The following is a 25,859-nucleotide window of genomic DNA, read 5'->3' on the forward strand; positions in this document are numbered from 1 at the left end:
AGTTGCCACTCTGGCCAACCTCGCCCACGCCCGCTGACCGTAACCGGGTCCAGGTCGTCATCACCGCGTCGGACTTACGGGACAACCCTTAGGGGGACACCCGACCCCGTCCGGCCGCACCGCCGGGCGGGGTCTTTTCCGTCCGGTGGCGGTCAGGGCGCGTCCTGAAGTCGCCGCGACGTACCGACACGGATACGCCGACGGGCGCTCACCTCGGTGTAGCGCACGGACTCGGAAGCGCCGACCCGGTGGCCAGATCACAGACGCCACCGGTGAATATCTGCAAGGGCGCGGTGACCAAGAGCACGAGAATCCCGATGACGTCACCACGCTGCAGGAAGTACACGGCCGATTGTGCCGCCGCCGCCCCGGAATCCACCGCCGACGAGCCGGTTCCGGCCGCGACAGCGGTCCCCGGGGCGGAGCTGATCGGTTCGGCCGTCGCACCGGCGGCGGTGACGAGGAGGGTCACCGCCGCGACCGAGGCGGCGGCGAGGCGAAGGGGGGTACGCATCATTGCGCTCCTATGTTGAAGAATTAGCGTTCACATAATAGCGAGAGTTCGTCCGGCTGTGCGCGAGATTGTGGAGGGAATGTCTGTGCCTCGACCCTGGCTTCCCCTGCGGTTTCGGCAGGTTTGCAGCTCGTCTAAACGCCATTGCCTCGTCGTTCGACCTTCGAAGCCCTTCGTTGTGGTGCAGGGTGGGATTCATCCGGCGTCATCCGTTAGTCTGCTTTCTGGCTATGAATCTTGCATTACTTAGCGCGACGGATCGCAGGGGTTGATCGAGGTCGTGCGCTCGGTGCCCGCCAACGCACGCCGTATGTTCCGACTCTTGAACCCGATACCGGGCGTGAAATGGTCCACCCGCATCGTGCGGTTCCGGTTCTGGAATCGAACGGTGGAGCCGGGGCACTGCCGCACATCTTGGCCGTCCGGGCAGCCGATCTGCCCGGACGTCGCTACGGCCGAACCCGCTTACTCCGGCAGCCCTGACCACGACCGGTGATCCGCGCACTCAGGCTTGGACTGCGGGCTGCTTCGGAAGCAGGAAGACGACGATGCCCGCTATGACCGCTATGACGAACGTCGCGAAGGATGCGACGGCGAAGGCGTGGCCCGCGGCGGCAACCCTGCCGACTTCCGTGGGATGGAACGAGCTGAAGTAGATCGCTCCGATAACGGCGACGCCCAGAGCTCCGCCGCACTGCTGGGCCGTCGACAAAGCCCCCGGCGCGACACCGGCGGACTCCGGCTTCACGCGGCTCAGCACCGTGTTCAGCGCCGGGGTGATGACCAGTCCGCCACCGACGCTTTGCAGTACGAGGGTGGGGATCACGAGCAGCGGAGTGATTCGCGGGCCGGACACCAGCAGAAGGCCGGTCGCCAGGTAACCGCTCGCCAATACGAGCGCCCCGATCTCGAGGACACGTCGGCCGTATTTCGGGATGATTCGGCCCGCCACCATGCTGAACACGAAGAATGCGATGGCTGCGGGCGTGTAGACCAGGCCCGCGCCGAGCGCCGACATATCCAGGCCTTGCTGCATCGTCACCGACAAGGCCAGGTAATACGAGTAGATCAACGCGTACAGCGCGAGGACGAGAACGATCCCGAGCGAGAACGAGCGCTGTCCGAACAGCGTGAGCGGTACCAGCGGATCCCCGCCTCGTCGTTCCAGGCGTCGCTCGATCGTGACGAACGAGCCGAACGCGACCGCGCTGCCCGCGAAGCACGCCCAGACCCACCCCGGCCAGCCTGCCTCCTGCCCTTGGATGAGTGGGAGTACCAGCAGGAAGAGTGCCGCGCTGAGCACCAGCACCCCGGGCACGTCCAGCTTGCGGGTGACCGAGTCTGTCTCCGGCACGTAGCGCACGGCGAGCAAGAGCATGGCGATTCCGATCGGCGCGTTCACCCAGAACACCAGGCGCCAGCCGGAGTCGAACAGGTCGGCGCCGATCAGCAGCCCGCCGATGACCTGCCCGCCGATGGTGGCCATACCCATGACGATGCCGAGCACGCCATATACGCTGTGCCGCTTCGCCGCCGGTACCAGCACCGTGACGTACGCGAACACCTGGGGAACCATCAGGGCGGCTCCCAGGCCCTGGGCGACACGTGCTGCGATCAGGCTGCCCGCGTTCGGTGCCAGCGCGCAAGCGACCGATGACAGAGTGAACAGGGCCACCCCGAGAAGGAAGATCCGCTTGCGGCCGTACATGTCGGCCAGGCGAGTAGCGGTGATGATGAAGACCGCGTAACTCAGTTGATAGCCCGCCAGCACCCACTGGACATCGCCGTCGGACGCGTGCAGGTCCGCCGCGATCGAGGGGTCGGCCACCACGACGATGAACGAGTCGAGGACCGCCATGAACAGGGCGGTCAGAAGAATCGATATCGTCACCCACGGAATCGCATTCGCTTCCGCGGCCACTACCGGCCGATCGGCCGCTTGCTGACTACTCGCCACGATAAGAGACCTCTTCATCTGTCGGTGCCCAGGGAATCGGCCAGCTTCTTGACCACCTCGGCCGCCATGACGGCCTGACCCGACGTCGAGAAGTGGATACCGTCCGCACTGAGCAGGTTGTCGCGGTCGTTGACCGGGTGGTCCCACATGTCCACCACGATGGCGTCGTATTCCGAAGCGAGCCCGCGCACGATCTCGTTCACCGCGGCGACCCGCTCCGTCCAGTCGGGGAAGACCGGGACGTCATACGCTCTGCCGAGCGTGAAAGTGGTCAGCAGGGCGCCGGTCCCCTTCGCCAGGTCGTACATCTGCCGAAGCGTTCGCTCTATCTCGCCGAAATCCGGCCTGCGCCGCACGATGTCGTTGGCACCGCAGGGCAGGTGGAGCAGGTCGGGGGAGAACTCGAGCATGCGGGCCGCCTGCTTCTCGAGCGTCTGGGCGGTGGTCGCCCCGTTCTCGGAGACGTTGAGGTAATCCAGATCCGGCCGGACGGATCGCAGGACATCGGCAACCCGATCCGACCAGCCCCGATCTCGGTAGCCCGGGGTGGGATCGCCGGTTCCCGCCGAAAGACTGTCGCCGACAACGGCATACCTGCCCCACGGGGCCTCGGCCAGCAATGCCACGGCATCCGCCTGGTCCAGGCAGAACGGGTCGGTCTCCTCGGTGAAGACGTTGTGCTCCATGCAGGAGAATATACGGTCGACCGTATGTTTTTATCAAGTCGTTGTTCGAGGACGAAGGCATGAACAGACGGCATCTCCTGGCTCAGGTGGCCGCGACCAGCGTCGCGCCGATAGTGGCGTCCGATCTGCTGGCTGCTGGTTTCTCGGCGCGACTGGATCATGCCGGGCCGAGTATCGAGGCGTGGCAGGAGAAGCTCAGCGCCTACGGCACCGACTACATGTCACTCGGTGCGGCGGATATCCAGCGGCGCTTGGCCGTTGACCTGGCGATCCTGCAACAGCAGTTGGACAGTCCGCAGTTGTGGGGAGCTGCTGCCCGGCTCATGACGCTGTACGCGAAGACTTTTCCGGGGTCGGACGGCACCAAGGCGGTCACCTGGTACCGGATGGCCGCCGAAGCCGCAGACCGCTCCGAGGATGAGCAGACCCGCGTGTGGGTGCGGGGGCGTGCGGCCATAGCCCTCGGCTACGAGGGTGCGGCGTTGGGAGTCGCCGATCTTTTCGCCGACCAGGCGCTGGCGTTGTCGGACAAGCCGAGCTTGGGTCGGCTCAATGCGATCATGGGCAAGGCGCATGCGGCAGTGTTGCGAGGTGATGGCGAGACGGGGCGCGCTCTTGTCGAAGAGGGACGCCGGGTGTTCGACAAATCGGGGTCCTACGAGCAGACCTCCGACTACGCCGTTCCGTGATGGCGCATGAACGTGTTCCTCTCGCTGCTCGCTGCGCGGCTCGGCGATGAGAAATTGGCGGTCGCCTCGCAAGAGCAGGCGCGAAGAGAGCTTCCGGCCGAGTTGCCCCGATTCGCAACGCATCTGGAGATGCATCGCGGTCTGATGCTGGTCAGAGCGGGCGATCGAGCCGAAGGTGTTCGGACCGCACGCAGCGCGATGGACGCCCTTCCGCCTGAGAAACACTCCCTGACCTTGCGGATGCTGATGGACGAGATCGCCGGTTCCAGCGATGGCACAGCCTGAACGCCTACGCACGTCAGTGTGCTCGAGACTTTCGGTGTCGCGAATAGGCTGCACCGATGCGTTCGTTCAGCGAACACGCAGCGTTGGGCTCGTGCATGGTGCGGGCTGCCGAGGTCGCAGCTGAACGGGTTGGCCACGGTGAGCAGTGGAAGCATGCTCGGGTTGTCAAGACAGGGTCCGGCTCCTGTGCACCGCGATGGCAAGGGAGTCGGACTGAGAGGCGATATCGATTCATTCGCCTCGACGCGCCGAATTGAACCACCGGTGAAGGTGGCCAGGCGCAGCCCGGACTCGGACTTTCCCGGCGGACCCGGACCGCGTCGCGACAACGGCGAGAGAACCCTCGCCGTCGCCTCTCGTGTCCTGCCTATGCGCCCGGGATCATGTCGGAAGTTTCGATGCGAGGACGTCGACGTTCTCGATCACAGGCGACACGGTGAACAGTTCCTCGGCGCGCTGCCCGAGTGCGGTGCCCACGCCGCCGGCCAGGTGGGCTTGCCGGCCGGCGTCGTCGGGGAACACGTCGAAGATGCCGAACGTGGACGCATCGAACTGGACGGCGAACCAGGCCCGGGTGTCGGGCTCCTGCTCGACGATCGCCTGCGCGTCTGTCAAGAACTTCGCTACTTCCGACTCCTTGCCCGGCTTTGCATGTACCCGGACCAGCAGACCCACTCGTACCATGATCCCTCCTTCGGTTGGTACACGCTTCGAACGGACGGCCTACCCGTGCCGGGGCGAGATAAACACGCCGTGTTCTCGTGCGCGACGACTGTCGACTTGCCATCCACGCCGGAGCGTGGGTGTGCAGGGGGACCGATCGGAGGTGGTCCGGCCGAAGGTTGGCACGCCGAGACCGACCTATTGGATCGCCCGAACGTCAGTGCGATTCGGCGACGTCGAGCAGTATGCGCAGCAGGTCCTCCGGGGCGTCCCGCATCAGGTTGTGCCCGCCGTTATTCGAGGGTACGTGGATTGAACGTCTGCACCTTTGTTCCGAAAAAGCGCGAGATGATTATTATCCGCTTGTTCGACACAGCGTAGAAGGTGTGCGCCCTACGCTGGGCGTCGACAACTAGACGTCCCAGCAGGAAGTAAAGACCGACCAGGACGAAGATCCCTACAGCACATTCTCACCCGGGCCGAGAATTCGGCCGATCTCACTCTGAACGATATTTTCTTCGTTCATGGTTCACCGTCCTCGATATTGTCATACGCCGGTTCGCATCGGAATTCGTGTGACACGTGCCATGTATCGCAGAGGAATCCGTCCGTGCCGTGGCTACCGAAGGGAATCGGCCACGCACGGTCCGGGCAAGGTCGTGCTGGATCAGCGGGCGTCGCCCGTGGTCGGCGGGACTGCTCGAACCTTCCGCGGCAATACGTCATCGGCTGCCGGTAAACCGGTGGCGACTGGGTGGGTGCGCCTCGTAGCTTGTCCGTTCGTGACCGACGATCGGAAGACGGACCCGAATCGAGACGAACTCGGCCGAGTGTTCAACGAGGTGCCGCAGCTCTATGACCGAGTCCGGCCGGGATACCCTGACGAGCTGTTCGCTGACCTCTGCGACATCACCGGCGTGACCGAAAGGTCGGCGGTGCTGGAGGTGGGCTGCGGTACCGGTCAGGCGACGCGCTCGCTGGCAGCGCTCGGCTGCTCGGTGACCGCCATAGAGCCGGGGCCGGACATGGCCGCAGTCGCCCGCAGGCGGGTCGCCGGTTTCCGCGACATCGAAGTCGAGACGTCGACGTTCGAGGAGTGGGACGACCGCGGCCGACGCTTCGACGCCCTGGTGGCCGCGTCGTCGTGGCATTGGGTGGACCCGTCGATCGGCTGGCGGCGAGCCCACGATGTGCTCTGTCCCGGAGGCTGGATGGCGCTGCTCGGCAACGTCGTCGTCCGCAGGCCGGGCGAGCCGGAGGTCTACGCCGAAACTGCCGATCTGCACGAGCGGTTCTGCCCCGGCAACCCTGGCTGGGGTCATCCACCACTGGAGGATGACGTGCGCGCCACCGATGAGGGCTGGGGCCTGGTCGAGGATCCCGGAGCATTGTTCGGCCCGACGATCGTGCGTTGGTACCCAACAGTTCAGTGGTTCGACGGAGACGGCTTCGCTGATCTCCTTCGCTCGACGTCGCTGTATCGCAGGCTCGCCCGCGACGTCCGTGAGCCCCTGCTCGACGCCATCGCCGAGCGCATCCGTACACGGATGGGCGACCGGGCATCACGCCGTTATCTGAGCGTCCTGCGTGTCGGACAGCGCCTCGAGTGAGGTCGGGACCGATCTGGCCGAGGGTTGTCCCACGAGGCCGACCCGTTGAATCAGCCGAATATCAGTGCGATTCTGCGACGTCGAGCAGTATGCGCAGCAGGTCCTCCGGAGCGTCCCGCATCAGGTTGTGCCCGCCGTCGAGCGCGTGGGTCGTCCACCCGGCGTCGTCCCGCAATCGCTGGTAGGTGGCGGTGAAGGGCGAGGGGGTTTCCCATCCGGCCGCGTAGACGTAATCCCTGCGCCGGATATGGCCGAGATCCCCGGTGAGCGCGAGTGGTTGGAGAACCGACGCGAGTGGGTGCGCTGTGGCTCGCGGATCGAAGAAGGGCAGCGGGCGGACCGCGTCGCCGGTGTCGACCACGTCGAGGTACCACCGCCGCTCTTCGTCGGAAACCAGTGTGAAGCAAGAGTCCCCGTGCCCGGGAACCACGGCGTCGAGGTACACCAGCGCGCCCACCCGGGCCGCCGCGCGATCGGCGGCGCCGGTGATCACCATGCCGCCGTAGCTGTGTCCCACCAGGACGGCGTCGGTGACGTTCTCGGCCGCCAGCGCGGCGGTGACGTCCTGGATGTGAGTGTCCAGATTCACGCCGTGGCGCAGATGAACGCGCTCACCGACTCCGGTGAGGGTCAGCGGAAGCACGCGATGGCCGCGCGTACGCAGCTGCTCGGTGAGCTGCTCGAAGCACCAGCCGCCGTGGCACATGCCGGGGATCAGGACGAAAGTCGTCATTGTCGTTCTCCTTCTGGTCGGGGGAGCGAGGGGGTGAGATGGCGGCACTCGCCGACGCGGCGACGCATGCGATCGCTGTGAACGCGAGTGCGGAGTTGGTGGATGTGTGATCCGCGAGAGTCCCGGCGATCCACGGCCCTGCGGTTTGCCCGACGGCGAACACCGTCGTGAAGGCCGCCAGCGTCGCGGTCCAATCGACCGGTGCGGTGTTGTTCTTGACCGAGGCCGTGACCGCCGCGGGGACACTCATGAAGGTCGCCCCGTAGACGACGGTGGAGGCGAGCAGGACCGGCGGTGCGGGAGTAACCAGCGCCAGTGCCGCGCCCGCGCCCAAGACGGCGAGCAGGACGCACAGCGCTCTGCTTCCGGGCCAGCGGCTGATGGGGCGGCTCCACAGAACAGGTGCCGCGACCACGGCGAGTCCCATCGCGGTCCAGGCCGACATCACCTCGAGTGTCGAGGCGTGCCGATCGACCAGGTACGCCGACAGGAAGGTGATGTAGGTGATGTATCCACCCGCGAACAGCAGATACGCGAGCGCTGTCGGCCACAGTGACCGCAGGTGCGCGCGTCCGGCGACTTGTGGAGCCGGTGAGTCGACGCGGGTGGCGGTCCAACTCGCCAGGGCCGCAAGGCTTGCGGCGATACCCAGGCCGACCCACGCCATCCGCCAGTGATCCCCCGCCAGCGGCACGGTTGTGCCGCTGAGGACTATGCCGACCCCGGTGCCCGCGAAGTAGACGGCGATGGGCGTGCCGGATGACGCGTGCGTGGCGATATGCGAGGCGATGACGCCGCCGGTGATGAAGACGACCGCACCCGCCGCCCCGGCCACAGCTCTGGTCGCGAGCAGGAAGAGATGGTCATTGCCGACGGCGGTGGAGGTCAACGCCGTTGCGGTCAGCGTCATCCCGGTGCGGAACGCGGCTGCCGTGCCCAGGCGGCGAACCACTGCGGGTGTCGCCACGGCGCCGACGAGATAGCCGAGTCCGTTCGCGGTGCTGAGCATTCCGGCATCGGCCAGGTTCCAGCCGAGGTCGTTTCGCATGGCGGGTAACAGCAAGCCGTATGCGAACCGTGCGAATCCCAATGCCGACGCGGTGCCGAGGGCGAGGCGTGCGGCTTGCCATATCGGGGTCATTCACGCGGGCCTTCCGAGGTCGAACCGATCGGTACGACCTCGAATGCTAGCAGATGATCGAACCAGTCGTTACCATCTAGGTATGCCAGTAGCCAAAGGCTCGACGATAGACCCGGCGCGCACCCGCGCCGCCATCCTCGAAGCGGCGGAACCGCTGCTGTACGAGCGCGGCCTCGACGGAATCGGTGTAGCCGAACTGTGCGCGCGGCTCGGGGTGTCCAAGGAGACCTTGTATCGCCACTTCGGCACCAAAGATGGGCTCGTGCAAGCGATGCTGGAGTCGCGCAGTGAAAAGGTGTGTGGGTGGCTGGCGAGTGCGGTGGAGTCGGCCGGCGACGACCCCGCCGAGCAGTTGGGCGCGGTCTTCGACGCGCTCGGCGAGTGGTACGCACAACCGGCCTTTCGCGGCTGCGCCATGGTGAACGCGTCGGCTCAGCACTACGACGACGACGTGCGGGCCATCACCGCGCGGCACCTGCAGCGCTATCTCGACCTCTTCACCGGCATCGCCGCCCGCGCCGGAGCCGAGGACCCGGTCTCGCTGGGCCGTCAGCTGCTGATGCTGGTGGAGGGCGCGACCGTCGTCGCGGCGATGCACGGCCCGGCCGGTGTCGGCGGGCATGCTCGCGCCGCGGCGGCAGCCCTGCTCACCGCGGCTACCTGAGCGGACTCCTCACATCGCGGGGCGGACCCCGATGGCATGGCCGCTGTCGGCCGGGTCGCTGTCGTCCAGCGTAGATTCGTGCTATCGAGAAGAGATGACGCCGACGCGCTCCTTCTACGATGTCGTGATCGTCGGTGGCGGCCACAACGGGTTGGTGGCCGCCGCGTATCTGGCTCGGGCCGGGCGGTCGGTGCTGGTGCTCGAGCGGCAGCCGCATACCGGCGGGGCGGCGGTATCCGAGCGGGTGTTCGCGGGCGTAGACGCGCGGTTGTCGCGGTACTCGTATTTGGTGAGCCTGTTGCCGTGGTCGATCGTGACGGACTTGGGCTTGCGGTTCGAGACGCGGCGGCGGGCGGTCTCCTCCTACACGCCGGTACGGCAGGGTGGTCTGCTGGTCTCGTCGGCGCAGGCCCGGACGGAGGCGAGTTTCGCGCGGTTGACCGGCTCGGATAGGGAGTTCCGGGCATGGCAGCGGTTCTACGAGACCACGGGGGAGTTGGCCCGGCGGGTCTTTCCGACACTGACCATGCCACTGGTGTCGAAGGAGGCATTACGGCACATCGTGGACGACGCGGCCACCTGGGAGGCGCTGTTCGAGCGGCCGCTCGGTGAGACGATCGAGTCGACCTTCGCCGACGACACGGTGCGCGGCGTGGTGCTCACCGATGCGCTGATCGGCACGTTCACCCATGCGCATGATCCGTCGCTGCGGCAGAATCGCTGCTTCCTGTACCACGTGATCGGCGGCGGCACCGGCGACTGGGACGTGCCGATCGGCGGCATGGGCGCGCTCACCGACGCACTGGCCACGGCCGCGCGCGAGGCGGGCGCGGAGATCGTCACCGAATGCGCGGTGACGAGCATCGAAACCGACGGCGACACAGCGGAAGTCGGTTACGAAGAAGGGAAGATCGGAGCGCGCCACGTCCTGGCGAACGTCGCGCCGTATACGCTCGCCGGGCTGCTCGGCGAGCCGCTGCCACCGAAGCCCGAGGGTGCGCAGTTGAAGATCAATATGCTGCTGCGCCGCCTCCCGCGATTGCGCGACGCCGAAGTCGAGCCACGGGAAGCATTCGCCGGTACTTTCCACATCGGCGAGTCGTACGCCCAACTCGACCGCGCCTACGGCGAGGCCGCGATCGGCCGCATTCCGTCCGCGCCGCCCGCCGAAACCTATTGCCACACATTGACCGACCCCACGATCCTGTCACCTGACCTGGCTGCGCAGGGTGCGCACACGCTCACCCTGTTCGGACTACACGCTCGCGCGAAACTCTTCGCCGCCGACCACGCGTCGGCGAAAGACGAGTTCGTGAAAGCGACCTTGGGGCAACTCGATTCGGTGCTCGCCGAACCGATCGCGGACTGCTTGGCGAGAGACGAGAAGGGCGCGCCCTGCCTGGAGGCGAAGACGCCGATCGAACTCGAGCGCGAGGTCGGCCTGCCCGGTGGACACATCTTCCACCGGGACCTGGCCTTCCCCTACCTCCCCGAGGACGCCGACCCGGCCGACCCCGGCGCCCGCTGGGGCGTGGCGACCGGCCACCGCAACGTGTTCCTGTGCGGTGCGGGCGCCATCCGGGGCGGCGGCGTCAGCGGCATTCCCGGGCACAATGCCGCGATGGCCGTGCTGAACGCCGGTCAGGCGGGCTGACCCCGCAGCGCGATCTTGGCGGCGCGGCCCGGCGTCTCGGTGGCGACGGCGGCGTCCGCCGCGGCCTCCAGCGGGTAGGCGGCTTCGATGTCCAGCCGCAGCTCACCGCGAGCGGCCAGATCGATCAGCTCGCTGATCAGCCGTCCGCGCTGGTCCGCGCCGATCTCCTCGATCCGCTTCGCGCCCCAGAAGCCCTTGACCACGGTCTGGCCGAAGATGAGTCTGCCCGGATCGAGCGACATCGGCTTGCCCGAGAGCGCGCCGAAGGAGATCAGCTGACCGCCGGGCGCGAGCAACGCCAGTTCGTCGGCCGCGGCGCGACCGCCCACTTGATCGACGGCCCGGACGATCGGCGCACCGGAGGTGGCGGCGTCGACCTGGTCGCGCCAGCCTTCACTCTCGGTGTCGAGCACCGGCTCGTCGCCGAGTTCCCGCAGCGCCGCGACGGAGCGGGAGCCGCGCACGAGATTCAGCACGCGCAGACCTCGCTGCCGGGCGAAGACGTTGACGAGCCTGCCGACCGCGCCATTGGCGGCGTTGATCGCCAGCCACTCGCCGGACCGCAGCCCGAGGTCCTCGATGAGCATCAGCGCGCTCAACGGCATGGCCAGTAGTTGGGCCGCGGTCTCGTCGGAGATCGTGTCGGGCAACGGGATGACCTGGCGGGCCGGGACCACGAAGTAGTCGGCCCACACATTGATCGCACCGGACACCGCCACGCGCCGTCCGACCGACATGTCGGTGACGCCGGGACCCACCGCGTCCACCCGCGCGACCGCCTCGCTACCCGGGATGGCGGGCAGCTCGGGCCGGTAGCCGTACACGCCACGCACGATCGCCAGATCGTGGTTGTGGATCGGTGACAGGATCAGCGCGAGTCGTACCTCGCCCGGGCCGGGCTCGGGGACCGGGCGTTCGGCGGTGGTCAGTACATCCTTCGGTTCACCGAACCGTTCGATGACTACGGCACGCATATCCGCTCCTTCTCGATCAGTCCTCGGCTACGAGGACCTGGACATCGATGTTGCCGCGGGTCGCGTTGGAATACGGGCAGACCTGGTGTGCTTTGTCGGCGAGCGCTTGCGCGTCCTCCCTGGACAGATGGGGGAGCGATACCTCCAGGGTAACCGCAAGGCCGAAGCCGCCGGCGTCGTTCGGCCCGATCCCGACCTTGGCGCCGACCGCGGAGTCGTCGATGTTCGCCTTCACCTGCTTGCCGACCAGGCGCAGCGCCGAATGGAAGCAGGCCGCGTACCCGGCCGCGAACAGCTGCTCGGGATTGGTGCCCGAGCCGTCGCCGCCCATTTCCTTGGGAGCCGAGAGATTCAGGTCGAGCTTGCCGTCGGTGGTGCGTGCGCGGCCGTTGCGTCCGTCGCCGCTGGCCAGGGCCTCGGCAGTGTAGAGGATCGGCATGTCTATTCTCCTTCGTTCAGCTGAGATTTCAGCGAATCGGTCAGTCGGCGCAGGATGTCGCGCAATGCGGCGATGTCGTCCATGGACAAGCCGCTGGCCTTGCCCATCTGGGCCGGGATGTCGCCCGCCTCGGCGCGCAGGGCGCGTCCTCGGTCGGTGAGCCGGATGTCGACGCGGCGTTCGTCGGACGCCGATCGCCGCCGCTCCACGAGGCCCCCGGCCTCCAGCCGCTTGAGCAGCGGGGAGAGCGTGCCGGAATCCAGGTCGAGCGCATGGCAGACGTCGCCGACGCTGCGTTCGTCGCGCTCCCACAGCGCGAGCATCACCAGGTACTGCGGGTAGGTGAGCCCGAGCCGTTCCAGTTTCGGGCGGTACACCGCGGTCATCGCCCGGGACGCCGCGTAGAGCGGGAAGCAGAGCTGCTCGTCGAGGGTGAGGTGATCGGTCATGAGCAATAATGTAGTGGGCAATTCAGTTGTGCACAACCTAAGTGCCCGTGGTGCTCGTCACTACCAGGCCGCGGGCACGGCTCAGCGAGCCGGGAAACGGAGGACGCGGTCGTCACCGCGGACCGGTTCGCCCCGGCCGTCGGTGTTGGAGGTGGTGAGCCACAACGCTCCGTCCGGCGCGACCGCCACGGTGCGCAACCGGCCGTACCGGTCGCGCAATTCGGCACTGGGTGCACCGGTGCGGCCGTCCGCGACCGGCACGGTCCACAGCCGACGTCCGCGCAGTGCGGCGGCGTACAGGGTGTCCCCGGCGATGGTGATCCCCGACGGTGAGGCTTCCGCGGTGGTCCAGGTCAGCAGCGGATCGGTGAAGCCGCGGTCGGCGCCGCCCGCCCCCTCGACCTCGGGCCAGCCGTAGTTGTGGCCGGGTTCGATCAGATTGATCTCGTCGAACCGGTCCTGCCCGAATTCCGCCGCGAACAATCGCCCGTCGCGGTCCCATGCCAGACCCTGCACGTTGCGGTGGCCGAGACTGTAGACCGGCGAGCCGGGATACGGATTCCCCGGAGCCGGGCTGCCTTCGGGAGTCACACGGAGGATCTTCCCGTTGAGATTGGCCGGATCCTGCGATCGTCCGGATTGCCCGGCGTCGCCGGTCCCGGCGTAGAGCATGCCGTCCGGCCCGAACGCGATTCGCCCGCCGTTGTGATTACCGGCCTTCGCGATCCCGGCCACCAGCACCTCCGGTGGGCCGTCGAGCCGGAACTGGATGATCCGGTTGTCCGTATCGGCGGTGAAATAGGCATAGGCATAACGACTTTCGGCGTAGTCCGGCGCGACGGCGAGCCCCAGCAGTCCGCCTTCGCCCCGGGCGGTGACGCCCGGCACCTGATACACCTGTTCGGGCGCACCGCCCGCACCGATGCGCAGGATCCGTCCGGAGTCCCGCTCGGCCACCAGCGCCGCGCCGTCGGGCAGGAAGGCCAGCCCCCACGGCACGTCGAGGTTCCCGGCGATTTCCTCGGCGGCGTCGAGATCGGGTCGTCCGGCGGGATTGCTCGGCGCGACGGTGCGCGTCGCAGGGGGTGTGCTCCTCGGTTCGGTCGAGCTGTCGTTTCCGCAGGCCGTCAGCACCGCGCCGAGCAGGAGGGCGGCGATGGTCGTGCGGGTATGGGACCGTCTCGGTGCCACAAGCCTGCTGTCGCAAGCGCGCGCGTGCCGGGCGGACCATCGGAACCACCGGTCGCAATCCGAGCCACCGAAGGGGCTCCGGACGCGGAGGGAACGGCCCGATCCCGTAAGCATCAGCCGAGATACGTTCCGTACCAGTTCAATACGCGCCGCCAAGCCTCGGTGGCGGCCGTGGCGTTGTACCGCTGACCGGTGTCGTTGAAGAATGCGTGGTCGGCATCGGGGGCGGTGAAGATCTGATGCGGGTTGCCCGAACGGGCCAGTGCCGCTTCCGCGGCGGCCCGGGAGGCGTTCACGCGGGCGTCGGCCGCCGCGTAGATGCCGAGCACCGCGGCTTTCGACGCGGTCAGATCGCCGTTGTCCGGGAACGGCCCGTAGAACGGTGTCGCCGCGGCTAATGGGGACGGGCCCGAGGCCAGCAGCAACCAGGTCAGGCCGCCGCCGAAGCAGAAACCGGTGGCGCCGAGCTTCTTTCCCTCGACCCGCCGCTGAAGTTCGTCCAGCCCGGCGCGCAAGTCGGCGACGAGCTGGTCCTGCGGGATCCGGCTCAGCTCGGCGGTCGCCTCGGCGGGATCGGCGAACGTCGCGGTTCCGCCTCGTGCGGACAGCAGGTCGACCGCGAGGGCGGAATATCCTGCGCCCGCGAAACGCCCTGTCACCGAATGGATGTGGTCGGTGAGACCTTTGTTCTCGTGGATCACCAGCACTCCGCCCCGCGGTTGCGGCGCCGCCGCCCACGCGGCTTGCAGCGTCCCGCCAGGACCGGCGAAGGTGACGGCGCTCGTCGGAAGAGCGGTGGCGGATCCGGGTGGCGTCGGGGGCGACGTGGGCGAGGGCGAGTAATCCGTGATCCCGGTGTCGGAGTTCGCGCAGGCGGCCAGCAGGGTGGCGGCGGCCGTGGCGCCGAGCCCGATCAGCCCCAGCCTGCGCAGTGCCTCCCGCCGGGTGACCAAGCCGTCGGCGTGGTCGGCCGCGATCTCCTCCGCGATGTATCGCTGCAGCGGCGTCATGTGTCCCACCCTAAGCCGCGTCGTCGGTGGCGACGCGCCGTTCACCGTCTGTTCGCTCGCGACAAACCGGCCCGACCGCACCTCCCGCGTAATTCGCCGGAAGATTGCTACGTTGTCGCCCAGTCAGGCGATCGATGGTCGGTCCGCACACCGGTCGAGGGAGCGAGATGGCAGCGGGGCATGGCGTGAGACGAACGACGATCAGGGCGATCCGGACGATGGCCATGGTCGCGGTAACGGCGACCGTGGGATTCGTGTCGGTGCCCGCGGCCGCGGAGCCGTCGATCGATGCCCACAGTGTGCGGTGGACGGCGTTGCACGACGGTCCCCAGCCGTATGCCGACGTGCACATCGACTGGGATGTGCCGATCCGGATGAGCGACGGTGTCGTGTTGAAGGCCAACGTCTACCGGCCGGTGAAGGAGGGCGGCGAGGTGGAGCGGCAGCCGCTGCCGACCATCGTCAACCTCACGCCGTACACCAAGCTCATGACCAACCTGATCGACACGGCGCTCGCGGTGCCCGGGTTGCAGCCGTTGACCGTGCGGCTGGTCAATCGCGTGAATCTGTCACGCACGCCGGTCAGTGGTTTCGGCGATCTGCTGCACGCGGTCGACGGCGGCACCGTGCAAACGGTGCTCGGTCTGGATCGCGATCTGATCCGCGCCGGATACACCCAGGTCGTCGCGGACGTGCGGGGTACGGGTTTCTCCCAGGGAGCATGGGACACCCTCGGCGAGCGGGAACAGCTCGATACCCGCGAGGTGATCGAGTGGGCGGCGGCGCAGCCTTGGTCGAACGGCCGGGTCGGGATGAGCGGCGGCTCCTATTCGGGAATCAACCAGCTGCGCGCCGCCGAGAACGCCCCCGCGCCGTTGCAGGCGATCTTCCCGGTGGAGCCGGGCAGCGACCTCATGCGCGACGTCGTCGCGCCGGGCGGCGGCGTGGGGACGACGTTCCTTCCGATGTGGCTCAGCACGGTCAACCAGCTGAAGCTGATTCCCGACGTGCAGTCGATGTTGAAGGGCACCTTCGACTGGGGGTGGCTGCAGGAACGGATGTCCGATCCGGCCAGCAACGTGGATCTGCTTGCCCAGGCGCTGCTCACACCGTCGCTCGACCACGTGCCGCCCGCGCTGGCCGACGCGCTGGACGAGAACAGCTATTTCCGGCGCGGCATCGAGGGTCACCCCGAGCGCATCACGGTGCCCACCTTCGTCTACGGCGGCTGGCACGACATCTTCGCCAACAGCGCGACGAAGCTGTACAACGCGATTCCGCTGCCCGCGGGACGGAAACAATTGGTCGTCGGCGACACCTATCATGCGAATCCCGGTGCGGGAACCGGTATTCCGGGCGCGCCGCCGCGGCTGGACGTGTTGCAGCGCATCTGGTTCGACAAGTGGTTGAAGGACACCGACCACGGCTTGGGCGACTTCGGGCCGATCACCGTGTGGGAACAAGGCGGCGGCTGGATCTCTCTCGGCCAGTTCCCGCAGAAAGATCTCAACCACCGCCGCGTGTATCTGTCGGCCGAGCCGAGCGGCACCGCCGGAAAGGCCGTGTACGACGGATCGTTGACGATGACCGCTCCCGGCGAACGGCAGACGCTGACGGTGGCGCCCGGCGTCGCCTCGGCGTGTTCCCGCGACACCGCGCAGGGCTCCGCCGGGATGGCGGCGGTGCTGGACGTGTGCGCGAAGGACTCACGCATCGCCGAGCGCAACGCGCTGACCTTCACCAGCGCGCCGACGACCGAGCCCACCGTCATCTCGGGGCCGGTGAACGTGCATCTGAACGCGGTGCACGACGCCACCGACGGCTACTGGAGCGTCACCATGAACGACGTCGCGCCCGACGGCAGCTCGAAGGTGCTGTCCACCGGGCAGCTGACCGCCTCGCTGCGCGCCGTCGACGAGCAGAAGAGCAGTCGCACACCGACCGGCGACCTGACCGAACCGTTCAATCCGATCACCTTGGACAGCGTGCGGCCGGTCGTACCCGGTGAGCCGGTGGCGCTGGACATCGCGGTGATTCCCACCCAAGCGGTGCTGCAACCAGGCCACCGGCTGCGGATCGACGTCTTCGCGGGTAACTCGCCGAAGGCGCTGGCCTTCCGGCCGATGCTCAACAACACCGAACTGAAGCCGCAGCACCTGAAGCTCGACCCGTCGGCGCCGAGCTTCGTCGTGGTGCCGACCAACCGTCCGCTGGACTGAGCGCTACGACAACTGCGACTGCACCTGCGCGGAGATCAGCTCGAGGTGCTCGAGATCGCTCAGATCCAGCACCTGCAAGTAGATGCGGCTGGTGCCGATCTCGGCGTACCGGCCGATCTTGTCCACCACCTCGGCGGGTGAGCCGGCCAAGCCGTTGGTCTTCAGCTCGTCCACCTCGCGGCCGATCGCCTCGGCCCGGCGCGCCACTTCGGCGTCGTTCGCGCCCACGCAGGCCACCAGCGCGTTGGAGTAGACCAGGTCGTCGGCGGCGCGGCCGTATGCCTCGGCGGCGGCGCGCACCCGGTCGAACTGCCGCGTGCTGTCCTCGATGGAGGAGAACGGCATGTTGAACTCGGAGGCGTATCGCGCGGCCAGCCGCGGGGTGCGGGTGGCGCCTTGCCCGCCGATCACCACCGGGATCGGGTCCTGCACCGGCTTGGGCAGGGCGGGGGAGTCGGTGAGCTGGAAGTGCTTTCCGTCGTAGCTGAAGGTGTCGCCGGGTTTGGTCGCCCAGAGGCCGGTGATGATAGCCAGCTGTTCTTCCAGCCGGGCGAATTTGTCGGCGGGGAACGGGATGCCGTACGCGGCGTGCTCCTCGGCGAACCAGCCGCTGCCCAAACCGAATTCGACTCGGCCGCCGGACATCTGGTCCACCTGCGCCACTTGGATCGCCAGCGGGCCGGGCAGCCGGAAGGTGGCGGCGGTGACCAGGGTGCCCAGCCGGATCCGCTTGGTCTCCCTGGCCAGACCGGCGAGGGTGATCCAGGCGTCGGTGGGGCCGGGCAGCCCGTCGGCGCCGCCCATGCTCAGGTAGTGGTCGGAGCGGAAGAACGCGTCGAAGCCCAGGTCCTCGGTGGCCTTGGCGACGGTGAGCAGGGTGTCGTAGCTGGCACCCTGCTGCGGCTCGGTGAAGATGCGTAGTTCCATGTCAATGACCCTAGTCGGTCGGCCGGAAGGCGAATCGGGGCGTTCGCGGCTGCCCGCTCGAGTTGCGGAGCTGCTCGAGCGCGGCCGGCCCGGTGATGCGGTCGCTGAGAGATCATCGCGCGGTCCGTTCGGGCCCGGGCGGCGGTTGCGTGTAGGTCCGTGCGATGAGGGCGGCGCGCAATCGGTAGAGCGCGTGCGGAACGGCGGTGTCCAAGCCGGTGAGGCGGCCGATGCGCTTGAGTCGATGGTCGACGGTGTTCGGGTGCAGATACATCGTCCGGGAGGTGCGCCTGCGGTTGAAGTCGTTGCGGATGTGTTCGCGCAGGGTTTCGACCAACTCCGGATGCCCCTCCAGCGGATCGAGCAGGGCGGCGAGCCGGTCGCGTCCCGGACCCGGCCGGGTGAGCTGGTATTCGAGGGCCAGATCCTCGAAGCGGTACAGGCCGGGTGGGCTCTGCAGGCGACGAACCATGTCGAGCAGTTCGTGCGCCTGGTCGGCGGCGCCGGGAATCTGCTCGGCCTCGGCGGCGATGGCGGCGGCGGTGAGCGGCGCGGGCACCACCGCGGCCAGCGCGGCGACCAAGTCGGTGAGGCGGTCCGCGGCGGCCGGCGCCGCGGGTACCAGGATCGTTCCGCCGATCGCGCTGAGCAGGCTGGGCACGTGCCTGCCGCAGTGCACCGCGAGGCAGAGTTGCATGCGTTGCCGGATGCTGTGCCCTTCTGCGGGGCGGCCGGGATTCTCCTCGGTGGGCCGGTCGACCGCCACGGCGAGCACGGTGTAGCGGTCGGCGACCGGAATGCCGTACTCCCGGTAGACCTTCGCAGGGTGGTGCCCGCGCAGCAGTGCGACGGCGACGGCGTGCGGAGCGGTCTGCTCGTCGGCGGGGGCGACGGACAGGTAGGCGAGCGAGACGGTCGTGGTGACCGCGTGGACGGCGTCGAAGAGCCTGCGTATGTCGTTGTGCCGCGGTGTGTTCGAATCACCCAGGTACTCATCGAGATACAGGCGGAAACCTTCGTGGACCAGATGCTGGACGGTGTCCATGCGAACGCCGACGCCGGCCCACCGGGTGGCGGCCGCGAAGATGCCGACCGTGCGGGCCGGTTGTGCGGGGCCGAGGGAAGTGACCAGGTCGAGGCAGTGGGCGACGGTGGCGCGGATCTCCTCCCGCAGCAGATTTCCTTGTTCGACGTGCCGGCGGGGAATGATGCCGAGCAGGTGTCGCACGATGTGTTCGGTGGCCGGGACGGGCTCGGCGGTGCTGCGTGTGGGTGGCATGCCGGTCCCTCAGCGACCGCCTCCGCCGCCGACCATCTGTGGGTCGAGCGCGCGGTCGCGGTTCGGATGTCGGACCAGGCCGGTGCCTTGCGTCGTCGCAAACATTCGGTATTTCCCATCCAGTCGTCCGCGCGTTTCACGAAATGGCTTGATACGAAGCCGAATTCGAATTCACAGAAGTTCGTGACATCGCACAGTCTCGGTCCTTGAAATGTATCGGCGGCGGCGCGAATCGTCACTGCACGGGCCGACGAAGCAATCAGCCGCTACGTTGTTGCGGATGACAATGCGGCACGAAGATCCGTCACCTTCAGGGAAGAAGGTTCGAGTGCGCGATGTGCCGATGATTGTCGTGATGGGGGTGTCGGGTTCGGGAAAGACGACGGTCGGTACCCGCTTGGCCGACGTATTGGGGGTCGAGTACGCCGACGGCGACGATTTCCACCCGCCCGCGAACGTCGCGAAAATGGCGGCGGGGACGCCGCTGGACGATGCCGACCGCGCACCCTGGCTCGACGCCTTGGCCGCCTGGATGGCCGGGCGATCAGGGAAGGGAGCCGTCGTCACGTGTTCCGCGCTGAAACGGATCTATCGCGACCGGCTTCGCGTCTCGGCCCCCCACGCGTTCTTCCTGCATCTGGACGTGCCACGGCAGGAACTCGAGCGCCGTATGGCGGGCCGCGGTGGGCACTTCATGCCACCGAGCCTGCTGGATTCCCAGCTGGCCACGCTGGAGCGGCTCGCGGCCGACGAGCGCGGCGCCACCCTCGACGCGACACGACCGCCCGAGGACGTGATCCGGGACGTCGTGGCGGCGCTGAAGCGGTAGTCAGAGGCCGCCGAGGCCGGACAGGAGATCGAAACCGAGATCGAGCCCGCGCCACAAAGCGTCGATCTCGGCGGTGACGGCGGGTGCCGCCGCCGGGTCCTGCAAGGCGATCCCGTTCGCGAAGATGACGACGTTGGCGCCCGCGTCGGCCAGCCGGAGCAACGGACCGGTCGCCACGCCTCGGCCGAGCACCGCGTCCAAGCCCTCCCCGACGAAGTAGAAGCGCCACAGCGGTCCCAGGTCACCGCCGTAGAACGCCTTGGTCTCGTCGACGATCAGCGCGCCCTGCCGGGCGATCGAGTCGACGATGCGGAAATAATCGCGCGCGTTGGCGGCGGTGCTGCCGACCGCCGCGACGGAATAGGACAGGTCGACGGTCAGATGCGCGTCGTAACCGGCCATCGCCACTCGGGCCGGGGGCAACTCGCAGCGACGGGTCAGCTCGAAGTAGTGCGCCCAGTGCGGTTCGGCGGGTGCGCCGGTGAATTCCGCGTGCAGCGCGCGCAGGAAACGCGACAGCAGCTCGAGACTGATCCGGTGCGCCCATTCGGGGTCGTCGAACGACGCGGGATCGCGCTGGAGCGGTAGTACGGCGGCCTGCTCGACGGCGTCGAGCCCCAAGGCGGACACACCGCGCAGGTCACGGTGGCGGACCAGGATTTCGGTGATCTGCCGGTGCCGGTCGATAGCCTGCTCCAGTTGCCACAGCGAGGAACCCGCCGGTGCCCCGGTGTCGGACAGCCGCGCGATCGCGGCTGTCTCGTCCTGGGTCAAGGGTGTGCCGCAGGCGGTGTCGGCCGTCGCGGCGAGCCCTGTGGCCGGGTGAAGCGCAATCGTGGCGAGTAGCGCGGTGACGGCCATGGCCAGGATCGAAAATCGGTGTCGCGCAGTGCTGATCGGTGTGCGCGCGAGAATGTTCGCCATGCTGGCTCCGGAGGTCGTGAATCGCGAACTTGCGTCGGACGGCCGAAGCGGGTGCGCATCGGCGATGCGCCACTGCCGTAGGTAAGGCGCTGGCGCAGGGCGAGTTCGAAGCCTAACCGAACCGACCGGACCGCGCAGCGCGGCGATCAGTGAGCGAAGCAGGACCCGGAGGGCGCGCCCGGCAGGCAGACTTCGGCGATGGCGGAGACGAGCAGCCACGCGCCGAGCGACAACGAACCCACGGCGATCGCGCCGAACACGAAAACCCACAGCAGGCCGGGCAGCCGGGTGAGCCGGGCGAGTTGATCGGCGTCGGAGTCGACCTCGTGATAGCGGGCACGTTGCTGCCGGGAGCGGCTTCGTTGCAGCTCCAGCACCGGCCGTGCCCCGGCGAACAGCAGGAACCAGGCCCCCAGGTAGGCGAATCCCGCTTGCAGCGTGTCGGTGCCGAACCAGGAGACCACGAAGACCACCGCGCCGAGGCCGAGCACGGTGATGGCGCCGTAGACATTCCTGATCTTGATCAGCAGCGCGGCGAGCAGAACGATGGCGGTCCAGAGCATCAGCGTGATCCGGCTCGCGCCCAGCAGCGCGGCGAATCCGAGACCGAGCAGCGGCGGTGCGGGGTAACCGGCCATGGTGGTGAGGATCATCCCGAGGCCGTAGGGTTTCCCGCTCGACACGGTGAGCCCAGAAGTGTCCGAATGCAGTCGGATGATGTTGAGCTTGCGGCCGGTCAGCAGGGCGACCATGGCGTGCCCGCCTTCGTGCGCGATGGTGACGATATTGCGGGTCAACCGCCAGATCGGGGTGTAACCCACCAGCACGAGCGCCGCCACCGCGGCCGCCACCACCAGCCACCACGGCGGCTGCGCTTGCGTCGTCGTCAGACGATCGGCGATGGAAGCGCCGCGCTCGAAGAATTCCGCTCTGTCCACCGCCGCACCTTAACCGCCTGCGGACGACCGCGCTCGGGGCATGGGTTCGACGCTGGGACGTCGGAGCCGAACGCGTGCGGCTCGCCTCGCCGCGTCCTGTCGTGGAGGGCCGAAGGCCTGCGGTGCGCCGCTCGTCGCCCCTGAATCAGTCGCCCGCGCCGTTCAGCCGGTGCGATCGAGGGTGCCGGTCATCTCCCCTGCCACACCCTGGGTTCGGTACGAGAGCGTCCCGTCAGGTCGCAACTCCAACCGGGACGTCGCGCCGTCATCGTTGCAGCCGCCGGGATCCTTGGTGAGTCTGGCGGTCAGCACCACACCGTTGGCCGTGGCGGACGTGAGCGTTTCGGACCGCCCGCATTGCAGATGCGCGAATCTGCCGGTATTGGTCGATTCTCCGACCTGCTCGCCGACGTTCCCCGGATTGATCCGCACGACGATGTCGTAGCTGCCCAGAATGTCCCGCGCGACGCCCTGCCATTCGCCGACAAGTGCGTTCGGAACGCTCGCGCCCGACGGGCCTGCGCTGGTCGGCGTCCTGTCACCGGCTTGCGTGGCGGTAGCCGTCGCAGCATCGCCGCCGCCGGCTCGGGTGGTGGACGTCGGAGAATCACTGTGGGTCGGCGTCGCGGTCTGCGCGATCGAGTTCGCGGTATCGCGCCGTAGCTGCGCGCCGACCACGAACGCCGCCACCGCGACCGCGATGCCGACGACGAGGGCTCCCGCGACCAGCAGGGCGCGGTTCGGACTGTGTGCGCGAGGTGCCGGGGTGGTGACCGGACCGCCGGGCGAATCGTATTGCGCGGCTGGTTGAATCCGTTGCCCCATGGACGCGGCAGCGGCCTGCGGCGAGCCGGGATAGTGCGTCGGTTTGTGTGCCGACCGTCCGGGATCGCCCTGCGCGTACCGCGGATCGGTAGGTGGCGCGGGGCGGACCACGGTGTCGGCCGGACGCGCCCGATCCGTGGGCGCGGAGAAGTGGCTGCGGTCGAATACGCCGGAGTCCAGGTCCAGTAGCTCGACCGCGCGGCGGCCGACCTCCTCGAGCACCGGCGCGGGCAGCCAGCCGCCGCGGTCGGGGATGCCCAGTGCGGTGAGCTGGGCGAACAGCTCGTCCGGAGTCGGGCGAGCCGCGGCGTCCTTGGTCAGGCAGGCGGCCACCAGTGGGCGCAGCCGCTCCGGCACGTCATCCAGCTGCGGCTGCTCGTACACCACCCGCCACAGCATCTGCACCGTCTCGCCGACGCCGAACGGTCCGTGGCCGGTCGCCGCGAACACCAGGACGCCGCCCAGTGCGAAGACGTCCGCGGGTGGGCCGACCGGATCGCCCGTTACCTGCTCCGGGCACATGAATCCCGGTGAGCCGATGACTTTTCCGGTCGTGGTGAGCTTGCTGTCGTCGACGGCGCGGGCGATGCCGAAATCGATCACCTTGGGACCGTCGAGGGCCAGCAGAACGTTGGACGGTTTGAGGTCGCGGTGCACCACACCGGCCCGGTGGACGGCGGTCAGTGCCTCGATCAGCCCGTGCGCCAGCACGAGCAGCGCGTTCTCGGTGAACGGTCCGTACCGCTCGACCGCGTCGGCCAGCGAGAATCCCGCCACGTAACCGGTGGCCAGCCACGGGGGATCAGCGTCGACGTCCGCGTCGAGCACCGGCGCGGTGAACTGTCCGCCGACCCGGCGCGCGGCGGCCACCTCGCGCCGGAAGCGCTGCCGGAATTCGGCGTCGATCATGTCCGGGCGGATGACTTTGACCGCGACGGTGCGCCCTCCCGGGTTCCGGCCGAGGTAGACCCGGCCCATGCCACCCGCACCGAGGACGCCGAGCAGGCGATAGTCCCCGATCCGGGCGGGATCGTTCGTGCCGAGCGGTTGCATCGCGCAGCTGGCTCCCTTCGTGGCGTCGACCCTCCGAGAGGCTACCCACCGGGGCCGCCCATGTCCGCGCGGCGAACTGCCCGGGCTAACCCGCCATGCTCGGCGCGGGCGCGGGCTGCTCTCGCCGCGCCCGCCTGGCCAGCAGATACGCGGCGATCGCCGCCGGGATGTTCATCAGCACCCCGTACACCGCGCCCGGAACGGCCATGGTGTCGTTGTCCAATACCGAAGCGGCGACGGCGATCGCGAGCGCCGCGTTGTGCACGCCGATCTCCATGGCCGAGGCGATCGCCTGATCGGCTTCCACCCGCAACAGCCGGGGCAGGAAATAGCCCACGGCCAGACTGATCACGGCGAAGGTCAGGCAGATCGCGGACAGCTCTCCGATGTGCTCGGTCAGGATGTCCAGGTTCGAGCCCACTCCGGCCGCGATCACCAGCGCGAGGACCACGACGGACAGGATCTTGACCGCACCGCGCATCCGCCGCGACCACTCCGGGAACCGCCGGTGCACCACCATGCCGATCGCGACGGGCACCAGCACGATGGCGAAGACCTGCGCGAATTTGTCCGGCCGCAGTCCGATCGAACCCTCGCCGTCCAGGAACAAGGCGTAGGACAGCGCCACCACCACGGGCACGGTGAATACCGCGAGCACCGAATTGATCGCGGTGAGTGTGATGTTCAGCGCCACGTTGCCGCCGGCGACGTGACTGAACAGGTTGGCCGACGCTCCGCCCGGCGACGCCGCGAGCAGCAGCATGCCCGCCGCGAGCGCGCCTTCCAGTCCGAACAGGCGGATCAGGCCGAGGCACACCGCGGGCAGCAGGATCATCTGGCACGCCAGCGCGATCACCGCCGCTTTCGGATACCGCAGCACGCGCGCGAAATCGTCGGTCGTCAAGGTCAATCCGAGCCCGAACATCACCAAGGCCAGCGCCAGCGGCAGCAGCACGGCGAAAACCGTTGTACCCATTCGGGTCTCCTCTCGCAGGGCGGCCCGGACCGGCCGATCCAATCCCGGGGACCGACGTTATCGAGTCGCGGCGAAGGTGGCCAGCCCCGGTCAAGCGGTGACGGTCACACCCAGGGCCGCCGACTCGCGTGCTTTCGTCAGCAGGCGCAGGGTGGTGACGGCTTCGCGTGGGTCGACGGGCACCGGAGCGCCGTCGAGCAGCGCGGCGGCCATGGCGGTGTAGAACGCGGGGTATGCGCCGGGTGCGGTCGGCACGGGGGTGAAGTCCGGTTCCGCGCCGAGCACGCCCCAGCGCTCGGCATCGACTGTGCCCCATAGGGGATCGTTTTCCGGGCGGCGACCGGATCGGAGTGCTTCCTCCTGCGGGTCCAGCCCGTAGGTGACATACCCGGCTTCCGATCCGAGCACCCGGAAACGCGGGCCGAGGTGCGGGGCGACGGCGCTCATCCAGAGGTGGGAGCGGACACCGCCGCTGTGGGTGAGCGCGACGAACGCGTCGTCGTCGGTGGTGATCCCTTCCCGCCGCCGGTCCAGCTCGCAGTACACCGAAGCCACCGGGCCGAACAGGGTCACGGCTTGGTCCACCAAGTGGCTGCCGAGGTCGAGCAGGATGCCCGCGCCCTCCTCGTCCGTGCCGACCTCCCGCCAGCCGCCTTTCGGCACCGGACGCCACCGTTCGAACCGGGACTCGAAACGCCGCACCTGGCCCAGTCTTCCGGTCTCGACGAGTTCCCGCACCGTCCGGAAGTCGCCGTCCCAGCGCCGGTTCTGGAAGACCGACAGCGCGAGGCCGGACCGCTCCGCGCGCCGGACGAGATCTTCGGCGTCGTCCACCGCGACCGCGAGCGGCTTGTCGACCACGACGGGCAGCCCTGCCTCCAGCGCCTGCCTGGCCAGCGGCGCGTGCGTGTGGTTCGGTGTCGCGATCACAGCCAGACCGATGCCGTCCGGCGTGGCGAACAACTCCTCTGCGTGCGGCACCACACGCACACCGGGGTGTTCGGCGCGCGCCCGCTCGGCACGCTCCTCCGAGGAGGTCACCACGGCAGCGACCCGCATCCGCGGTTGCGCGGCGATCAGCGGAGCGTGAAAAACCGATCCGGCCAGGCCGTAGCCGACAATGGCGACCTCGATGATGCTGATAGCACTACCTTCGTTCATGGCTGGGACCTCCGGGGAACGCTTTTGTTGCTTGTCCTGCGAGGACTGAAATGAGACGGCGTCCCCGGG

General features: G+C 68.2%; 25 protein-coding genes. 7 read left to right on the top strand and 18 right to left on the bottom strand.

The genetic code is table 11. From position 1 onward, the window contains the following. Positions 1-208: 208 nt before the first annotated feature. The 3 genes from ACWEO7_RS33035 to ACWEO7_RS33045 form a co-directional block, all read right to left on the bottom strand. Positions 209-517, bottom strand: a complete 309-nt coding sequence (locus tag ACWEO7_RS33035) for a hypothetical protein (RefSeq protein WP_452429084.1) — start codon at positions 515-517, stop codon at positions 209-211. Between the two features lie 502 nt (positions 518-1,019). Then, entirely contained in the window at positions 1,020-2,405 is a 1,386-nt protein-coding gene (locus ACWEO7_RS33040; protein ID WP_452429086.1) for an MFS transporter, read from the bottom strand. An 80-nt stretch (positions 2,406-2,485) separates the two neighbouring features. Then, positions 2,486-3,157 carry an SGNH/GDSL hydrolase family protein gene (locus tag ACWEO7_RS33045; RefSeq protein WP_452429088.1) on the bottom strand — a complete coding sequence of 224 codons (672 nt, stop codon included), beginning with the start codon at positions 3,155-3,157 and terminating at the stop codon, positions 2,486-2,488. A 59-nt stretch (positions 3,158-3,216) separates the two neighbouring features. On the opposite strand from ACWEO7_RS33045, the gene ACWEO7_RS33050 reads away from it, so the two are divergent. Continuing rightward, positions 3,217-3,846, top strand: a complete 630-nt coding sequence (locus tag ACWEO7_RS33050; RefSeq protein ID WP_452429090.1) for a hypothetical protein — start codon at positions 3,217-3,219, stop codon at positions 3,844-3,846. 6 nt (positions 3,847-3,852) lie between these two features. Continuing rightward, positions 3,853-4,131: a hypothetical protein gene (locus ACWEO7_RS33055; RefSeq protein WP_452429092.1), complete on the top strand. Its 279-nt coding sequence runs from the start codon at positions 3,853-3,855 to the stop codon at positions 4,129-4,131. Between the two features lie 381 nt (positions 4,132-4,512). Here ACWEO7_RS33055 and ACWEO7_RS33060 read toward each other — a convergent pair whose 3' ends face one another. Continuing rightward, positions 4,513-4,815: a putative quinol monooxygenase gene (locus tag ACWEO7_RS33060; protein ID WP_452429093.1), complete on the bottom strand. Its 303-nt coding sequence runs from the start codon at positions 4,813-4,815 to the stop codon at positions 4,513-4,515. Positions 4,816-5,576: 761 nt separating this feature from the next. Here ACWEO7_RS33060 and ACWEO7_RS33065 point away from each other — a divergent pair. Then, entirely contained in the window at positions 5,577-6,404 is an 828-nt protein-coding gene (locus ACWEO7_RS33065) for a class I SAM-dependent methyltransferase (protein ID WP_452429095.1), read from the top strand. A 61-nt stretch (positions 6,405-6,465) separates the two neighbouring features. On the opposite strand, the gene ACWEO7_RS33070 is transcribed toward ACWEO7_RS33065, so the two are convergent. Then, the gene (locus ACWEO7_RS33070; RefSeq protein WP_452429123.1) at positions 6,466-7,110 is read right to left on the bottom strand and encodes an alpha/beta fold hydrolase; all 645 of its coding nucleotides are present in this window, start codon (positions 7,108-7,110) and stop codon (positions 6,466-6,468) included. Then, a complete protein-coding gene (locus ACWEO7_RS33075) occupies positions 7,016-8,278 on the bottom strand; it encodes a YbfB/YjiJ family MFS transporter (RefSeq protein ID WP_452429097.1) in 1,263 nt (420 codons plus the stop codon). The genes ACWEO7_RS33070 and ACWEO7_RS33075 overlap by 95 nt, the downstream gene beginning before the upstream one ends. Before the next feature lie 82 nt (positions 8,279-8,360). Here ACWEO7_RS33075 and ACWEO7_RS33080 point away from each other — a divergent pair, with 82 nt between their 5' ends. Together ACWEO7_RS33080 and ACWEO7_RS33085 are read left to right on the top strand one after the other, a co-directional pair. Next, a complete protein-coding gene (locus tag ACWEO7_RS33080) occupies positions 8,361-8,942 on the top strand; it encodes a TetR/AcrR family transcriptional regulator (RefSeq protein ID WP_452429099.1) in 582 nt (193 codons plus the stop codon). 94 nt (positions 8,943-9,036) lie between these two features. Beyond that, a complete protein-coding gene (locus ACWEO7_RS33085; RefSeq protein ID WP_452429100.1) occupies positions 9,037-10,596 on the top strand; it encodes a phytoene desaturase family protein in 1,560 nt (519 codons plus the stop codon). Here ACWEO7_RS33085 and ACWEO7_RS33090 read toward each other — a convergent pair. The 5 genes from ACWEO7_RS33090 to ACWEO7_RS33110 form a co-directional block, all read right to left on the bottom strand. Next, complete coding sequence (locus tag ACWEO7_RS33090; RefSeq protein WP_452429102.1) at positions 10,584-11,570, bottom strand: zinc-binding dehydrogenase; 987 nt, start codon at positions 11,568-11,570, stop codon at positions 10,584-10,586. The genes ACWEO7_RS33085 and ACWEO7_RS33090 overlap by 13 nt on opposite strands. Before the next feature lie 16 nt (positions 11,571-11,586). Next, on the bottom strand, positions 11,587-12,009 hold the full coding sequence (locus ACWEO7_RS33095; protein ID WP_452429104.1) for an organic hydroperoxide resistance protein: 423 nt from the start codon (positions 12,007-12,009) through the stop codon (positions 11,587-11,589). Between the two features lie 2 nt (positions 12,010-12,011). Next, entirely contained in the window at positions 12,012-12,458 is a 447-nt protein-coding gene (locus ACWEO7_RS33100; RefSeq protein WP_452429106.1) for a MarR family winged helix-turn-helix transcriptional regulator, read from the bottom strand. Between the two features lie 81 nt (positions 12,459-12,539). Next, positions 12,540-13,649, bottom strand: coding sequence for a PQQ-dependent sugar dehydrogenase (locus ACWEO7_RS33105; protein ID WP_452429108.1), 1,110 nt, complete (start codon positions 13,647-13,649; stop codon positions 12,540-12,542). 113 nt (positions 13,650-13,762) lie between these two features. Further along, entirely contained in the window at positions 13,763-14,659 is an 897-nt protein-coding gene (locus ACWEO7_RS33110) for a dienelactone hydrolase family protein (protein WP_452429110.1), read from the bottom strand. A gap of 218 nt (positions 14,660-14,877) precedes the next feature. Here ACWEO7_RS33110 and ACWEO7_RS33115 point away from each other — a divergent pair, with 218 nt between their 5' ends. Further along, complete coding sequence (locus ACWEO7_RS33115; RefSeq protein WP_452429125.1) at positions 14,878-16,878, top strand: CocE/NonD family hydrolase; 2,001 nt, start codon at positions 14,878-14,880, stop codon at positions 16,876-16,878. Positions 16,879-16,881: 3 nt separating this feature from the next. On the opposite strand, the gene ACWEO7_RS33120 is transcribed toward ACWEO7_RS33115, so the two are convergent. Both ACWEO7_RS33120 and ACWEO7_RS33125 read right to left on the bottom strand, forming a co-directional pair. Then, positions 16,882-17,805: an LLM class F420-dependent oxidoreductase gene (locus ACWEO7_RS33120; RefSeq protein ID WP_450022931.1), complete on the bottom strand. Its 924-nt coding sequence runs from the start codon at positions 17,803-17,805 to the stop codon at positions 16,882-16,884. 112 nt (positions 17,806-17,917) lie between these two features. Further along, complete coding sequence (locus tag ACWEO7_RS33125) at positions 17,918-19,084, bottom strand: PucR family transcriptional regulator (RefSeq protein WP_452429112.1); 1,167 nt, start codon at positions 19,082-19,084, stop codon at positions 17,918-17,920. Positions 19,085-19,427: 343 nt separating this feature from the next. Here ACWEO7_RS33125 and ACWEO7_RS33130 point away from each other — a divergent pair, with 343 nt between their 5' ends. Beyond that, complete coding sequence (locus ACWEO7_RS33130; protein WP_452429127.1) at positions 19,428-19,913, top strand: gluconokinase; 486 nt, start codon at positions 19,428-19,430, stop codon at positions 19,911-19,913. On the opposite strand, the gene ACWEO7_RS33135 is transcribed toward ACWEO7_RS33130, so the two are convergent. From ACWEO7_RS33135 to ACWEO7_RS33155, 5 genes are all read right to left on the bottom strand, one after another. After that, positions 19,914-20,837, bottom strand: coding sequence for a DUF5995 family protein (locus ACWEO7_RS33135; protein ID WP_452429113.1), 924 nt, complete (start codon positions 20,835-20,837; stop codon positions 19,914-19,916). Positions 20,838-20,983: 146 nt separating this feature from the next. Then, entirely contained in the window at positions 20,984-21,775 is a 792-nt protein-coding gene (locus ACWEO7_RS33140; protein WP_452429115.1) for a M50 family metallopeptidase, read from the bottom strand. Positions 21,776-21,937: 162 nt separating this feature from the next. Then, the gene (locus ACWEO7_RS33145) at positions 21,938-23,653 is read right to left on the bottom strand and encodes a serine/threonine-protein kinase (RefSeq protein ID WP_452429117.1); all 1,716 of its coding nucleotides are present in this window, start codon (positions 23,651-23,653) and stop codon (positions 21,938-21,940) included. 85 nt (positions 23,654-23,738) lie between these two features. Continuing rightward, complete coding sequence (locus tag ACWEO7_RS33150) at positions 23,739-24,629, bottom strand: bile acid:sodium symporter family protein (protein WP_452429119.1); 891 nt, start codon at positions 24,627-24,629, stop codon at positions 23,739-23,741. A 90-nt stretch (positions 24,630-24,719) separates the two neighbouring features. Next, a complete protein-coding gene (locus tag ACWEO7_RS33155) occupies positions 24,720-25,790 on the bottom strand; it encodes a Gfo/Idh/MocA family protein (RefSeq protein WP_452429121.1) in 1,071 nt (356 codons plus the stop codon). Positions 25,791-25,859: the final 69 nt, after the last annotated feature.

It is taken from the genome of Nocardia sp. NPDC004260, assembly GCF_053603155.1.

Bases quoted from the DNA above. Each gene is read 5' to 3' on its own strand.
- ACWEO7_RS33035 (WP_452429084.1), bottom strand. From the start codon at position 517: ATGATGCGTACCCCCCTTCGCCTCGCCGCCGCCTCGGTCGCGGCGGTG.
- ACWEO7_RS33045 (WP_452429088.1), bottom strand. From the start codon at position 3,157: ATGGAGCACAACGTCTTCACCGAGGAGACCGACCCGTTCTGCCTGGAC.
- ACWEO7_RS33050 (WP_452429090.1), top strand. From the start codon at position 3,217: ATGAACAGACGGCATCTCCTGGCTCAGGTGGCCGCGACCAGCGTCGCG.
- ACWEO7_RS33055 (WP_452429092.1), top strand. From the start codon at position 3,853: ATGAACGTGTTCCTCTCGCTGCTCGCTGCGCGGCTCGGCGATGAGAAA.
- ACWEO7_RS33060 (WP_452429093.1), bottom strand. From the start codon at position 4,815: ATGGTACGAGTGGGTCTGCTGGTCCGGGTACATGCAAAGCCGGGCAAG.
- ACWEO7_RS33070 (WP_452429123.1), bottom strand. From the start codon at position 7,110: ATGTGCCACGGCGGCTGGTGCTTCGAGCAGCTCACCGAGCAGCTGCGT.
- ACWEO7_RS33075 (WP_452429097.1), bottom strand. From the start codon at position 8,278: ATGACCCCGATATGGCAAGCCGCACGCCTCGCCCTCGGCACCGCGTCG.
- ACWEO7_RS33080 (WP_452429099.1), top strand. From the start codon at position 8,361: ATGCCAGTAGCCAAAGGCTCGACGATAGACCCGGCGCGCACCCGCGCC.
- ACWEO7_RS33085 (WP_452429100.1), top strand. From the start codon at position 9,037: ATGACGCCGACGCGCTCCTTCTACGATGTCGTGATCGTCGGTGGCGGC.
- ACWEO7_RS33090 (WP_452429102.1), bottom strand. From the start codon at position 11,570: ATGCGTGCCGTAGTCATCGAACGGTTCGGTGAACCGAAGGATGTACTG.
- ACWEO7_RS33095 (WP_452429104.1), bottom strand. From the start codon at position 12,009: ATGCCGATCCTCTACACTGCCGAGGCCCTGGCCAGCGGCGACGGACGC.
- ACWEO7_RS33100 (WP_452429106.1), bottom strand. From the start codon at position 12,458: ATGACCGATCACCTCACCCTCGACGAGCAGCTCTGCTTCCCGCTCTAC.
- ACWEO7_RS33110 (WP_452429110.1), bottom strand. From the start codon at position 14,659: ATGACGCCGCTGCAGCGATACATCGCGGAGGAGATCGCGGCCGACCAC.
- ACWEO7_RS33115 (WP_452429125.1), top strand. From the start codon at position 14,878: ATGGCCATGGTCGCGGTAACGGCGACCGTGGGATTCGTGTCGGTGCCC.
- ACWEO7_RS33120 (WP_450022931.1), bottom strand. From the start codon at position 17,805: ATGGAACTACGCATCTTCACCGAGCCGCAGCAGGGTGCCAGCTACGAC.
- ACWEO7_RS33125 (WP_452429112.1), bottom strand. From the start codon at position 19,084: ATGCCACCCACACGCAGCACCGCCGAGCCCGTCCCGGCCACCGAACAC.
- ACWEO7_RS33130 (WP_452429127.1), top strand. From the start codon at position 19,428: ATGATTGTCGTGATGGGGGTGTCGGGTTCGGGAAAGACGACGGTCGGT.
- ACWEO7_RS33135 (WP_452429113.1), bottom strand. From the start codon at position 20,837: ATGGCGAACATTCTCGCGCGCACACCGATCAGCACTGCGCGACACCGA.
- ACWEO7_RS33145 (WP_452429117.1), bottom strand. From the start codon at position 23,653: ATGCAACCGCTCGGCACGAACGATCCCGCCCGGATCGGGGACTATCGC.
- ACWEO7_RS33150 (WP_452429119.1), bottom strand. From the start codon at position 24,629: ATGGGTACAACGGTTTTCGCCGTGCTGCTGCCGCTGGCGCTGGCCTTG.
- ACWEO7_RS33155 (WP_452429121.1), bottom strand. From the start codon at position 25,790: ATGAACGAAGGTAGTGCTATCAGCATCATCGAGGTCGCCATTGTCGGC.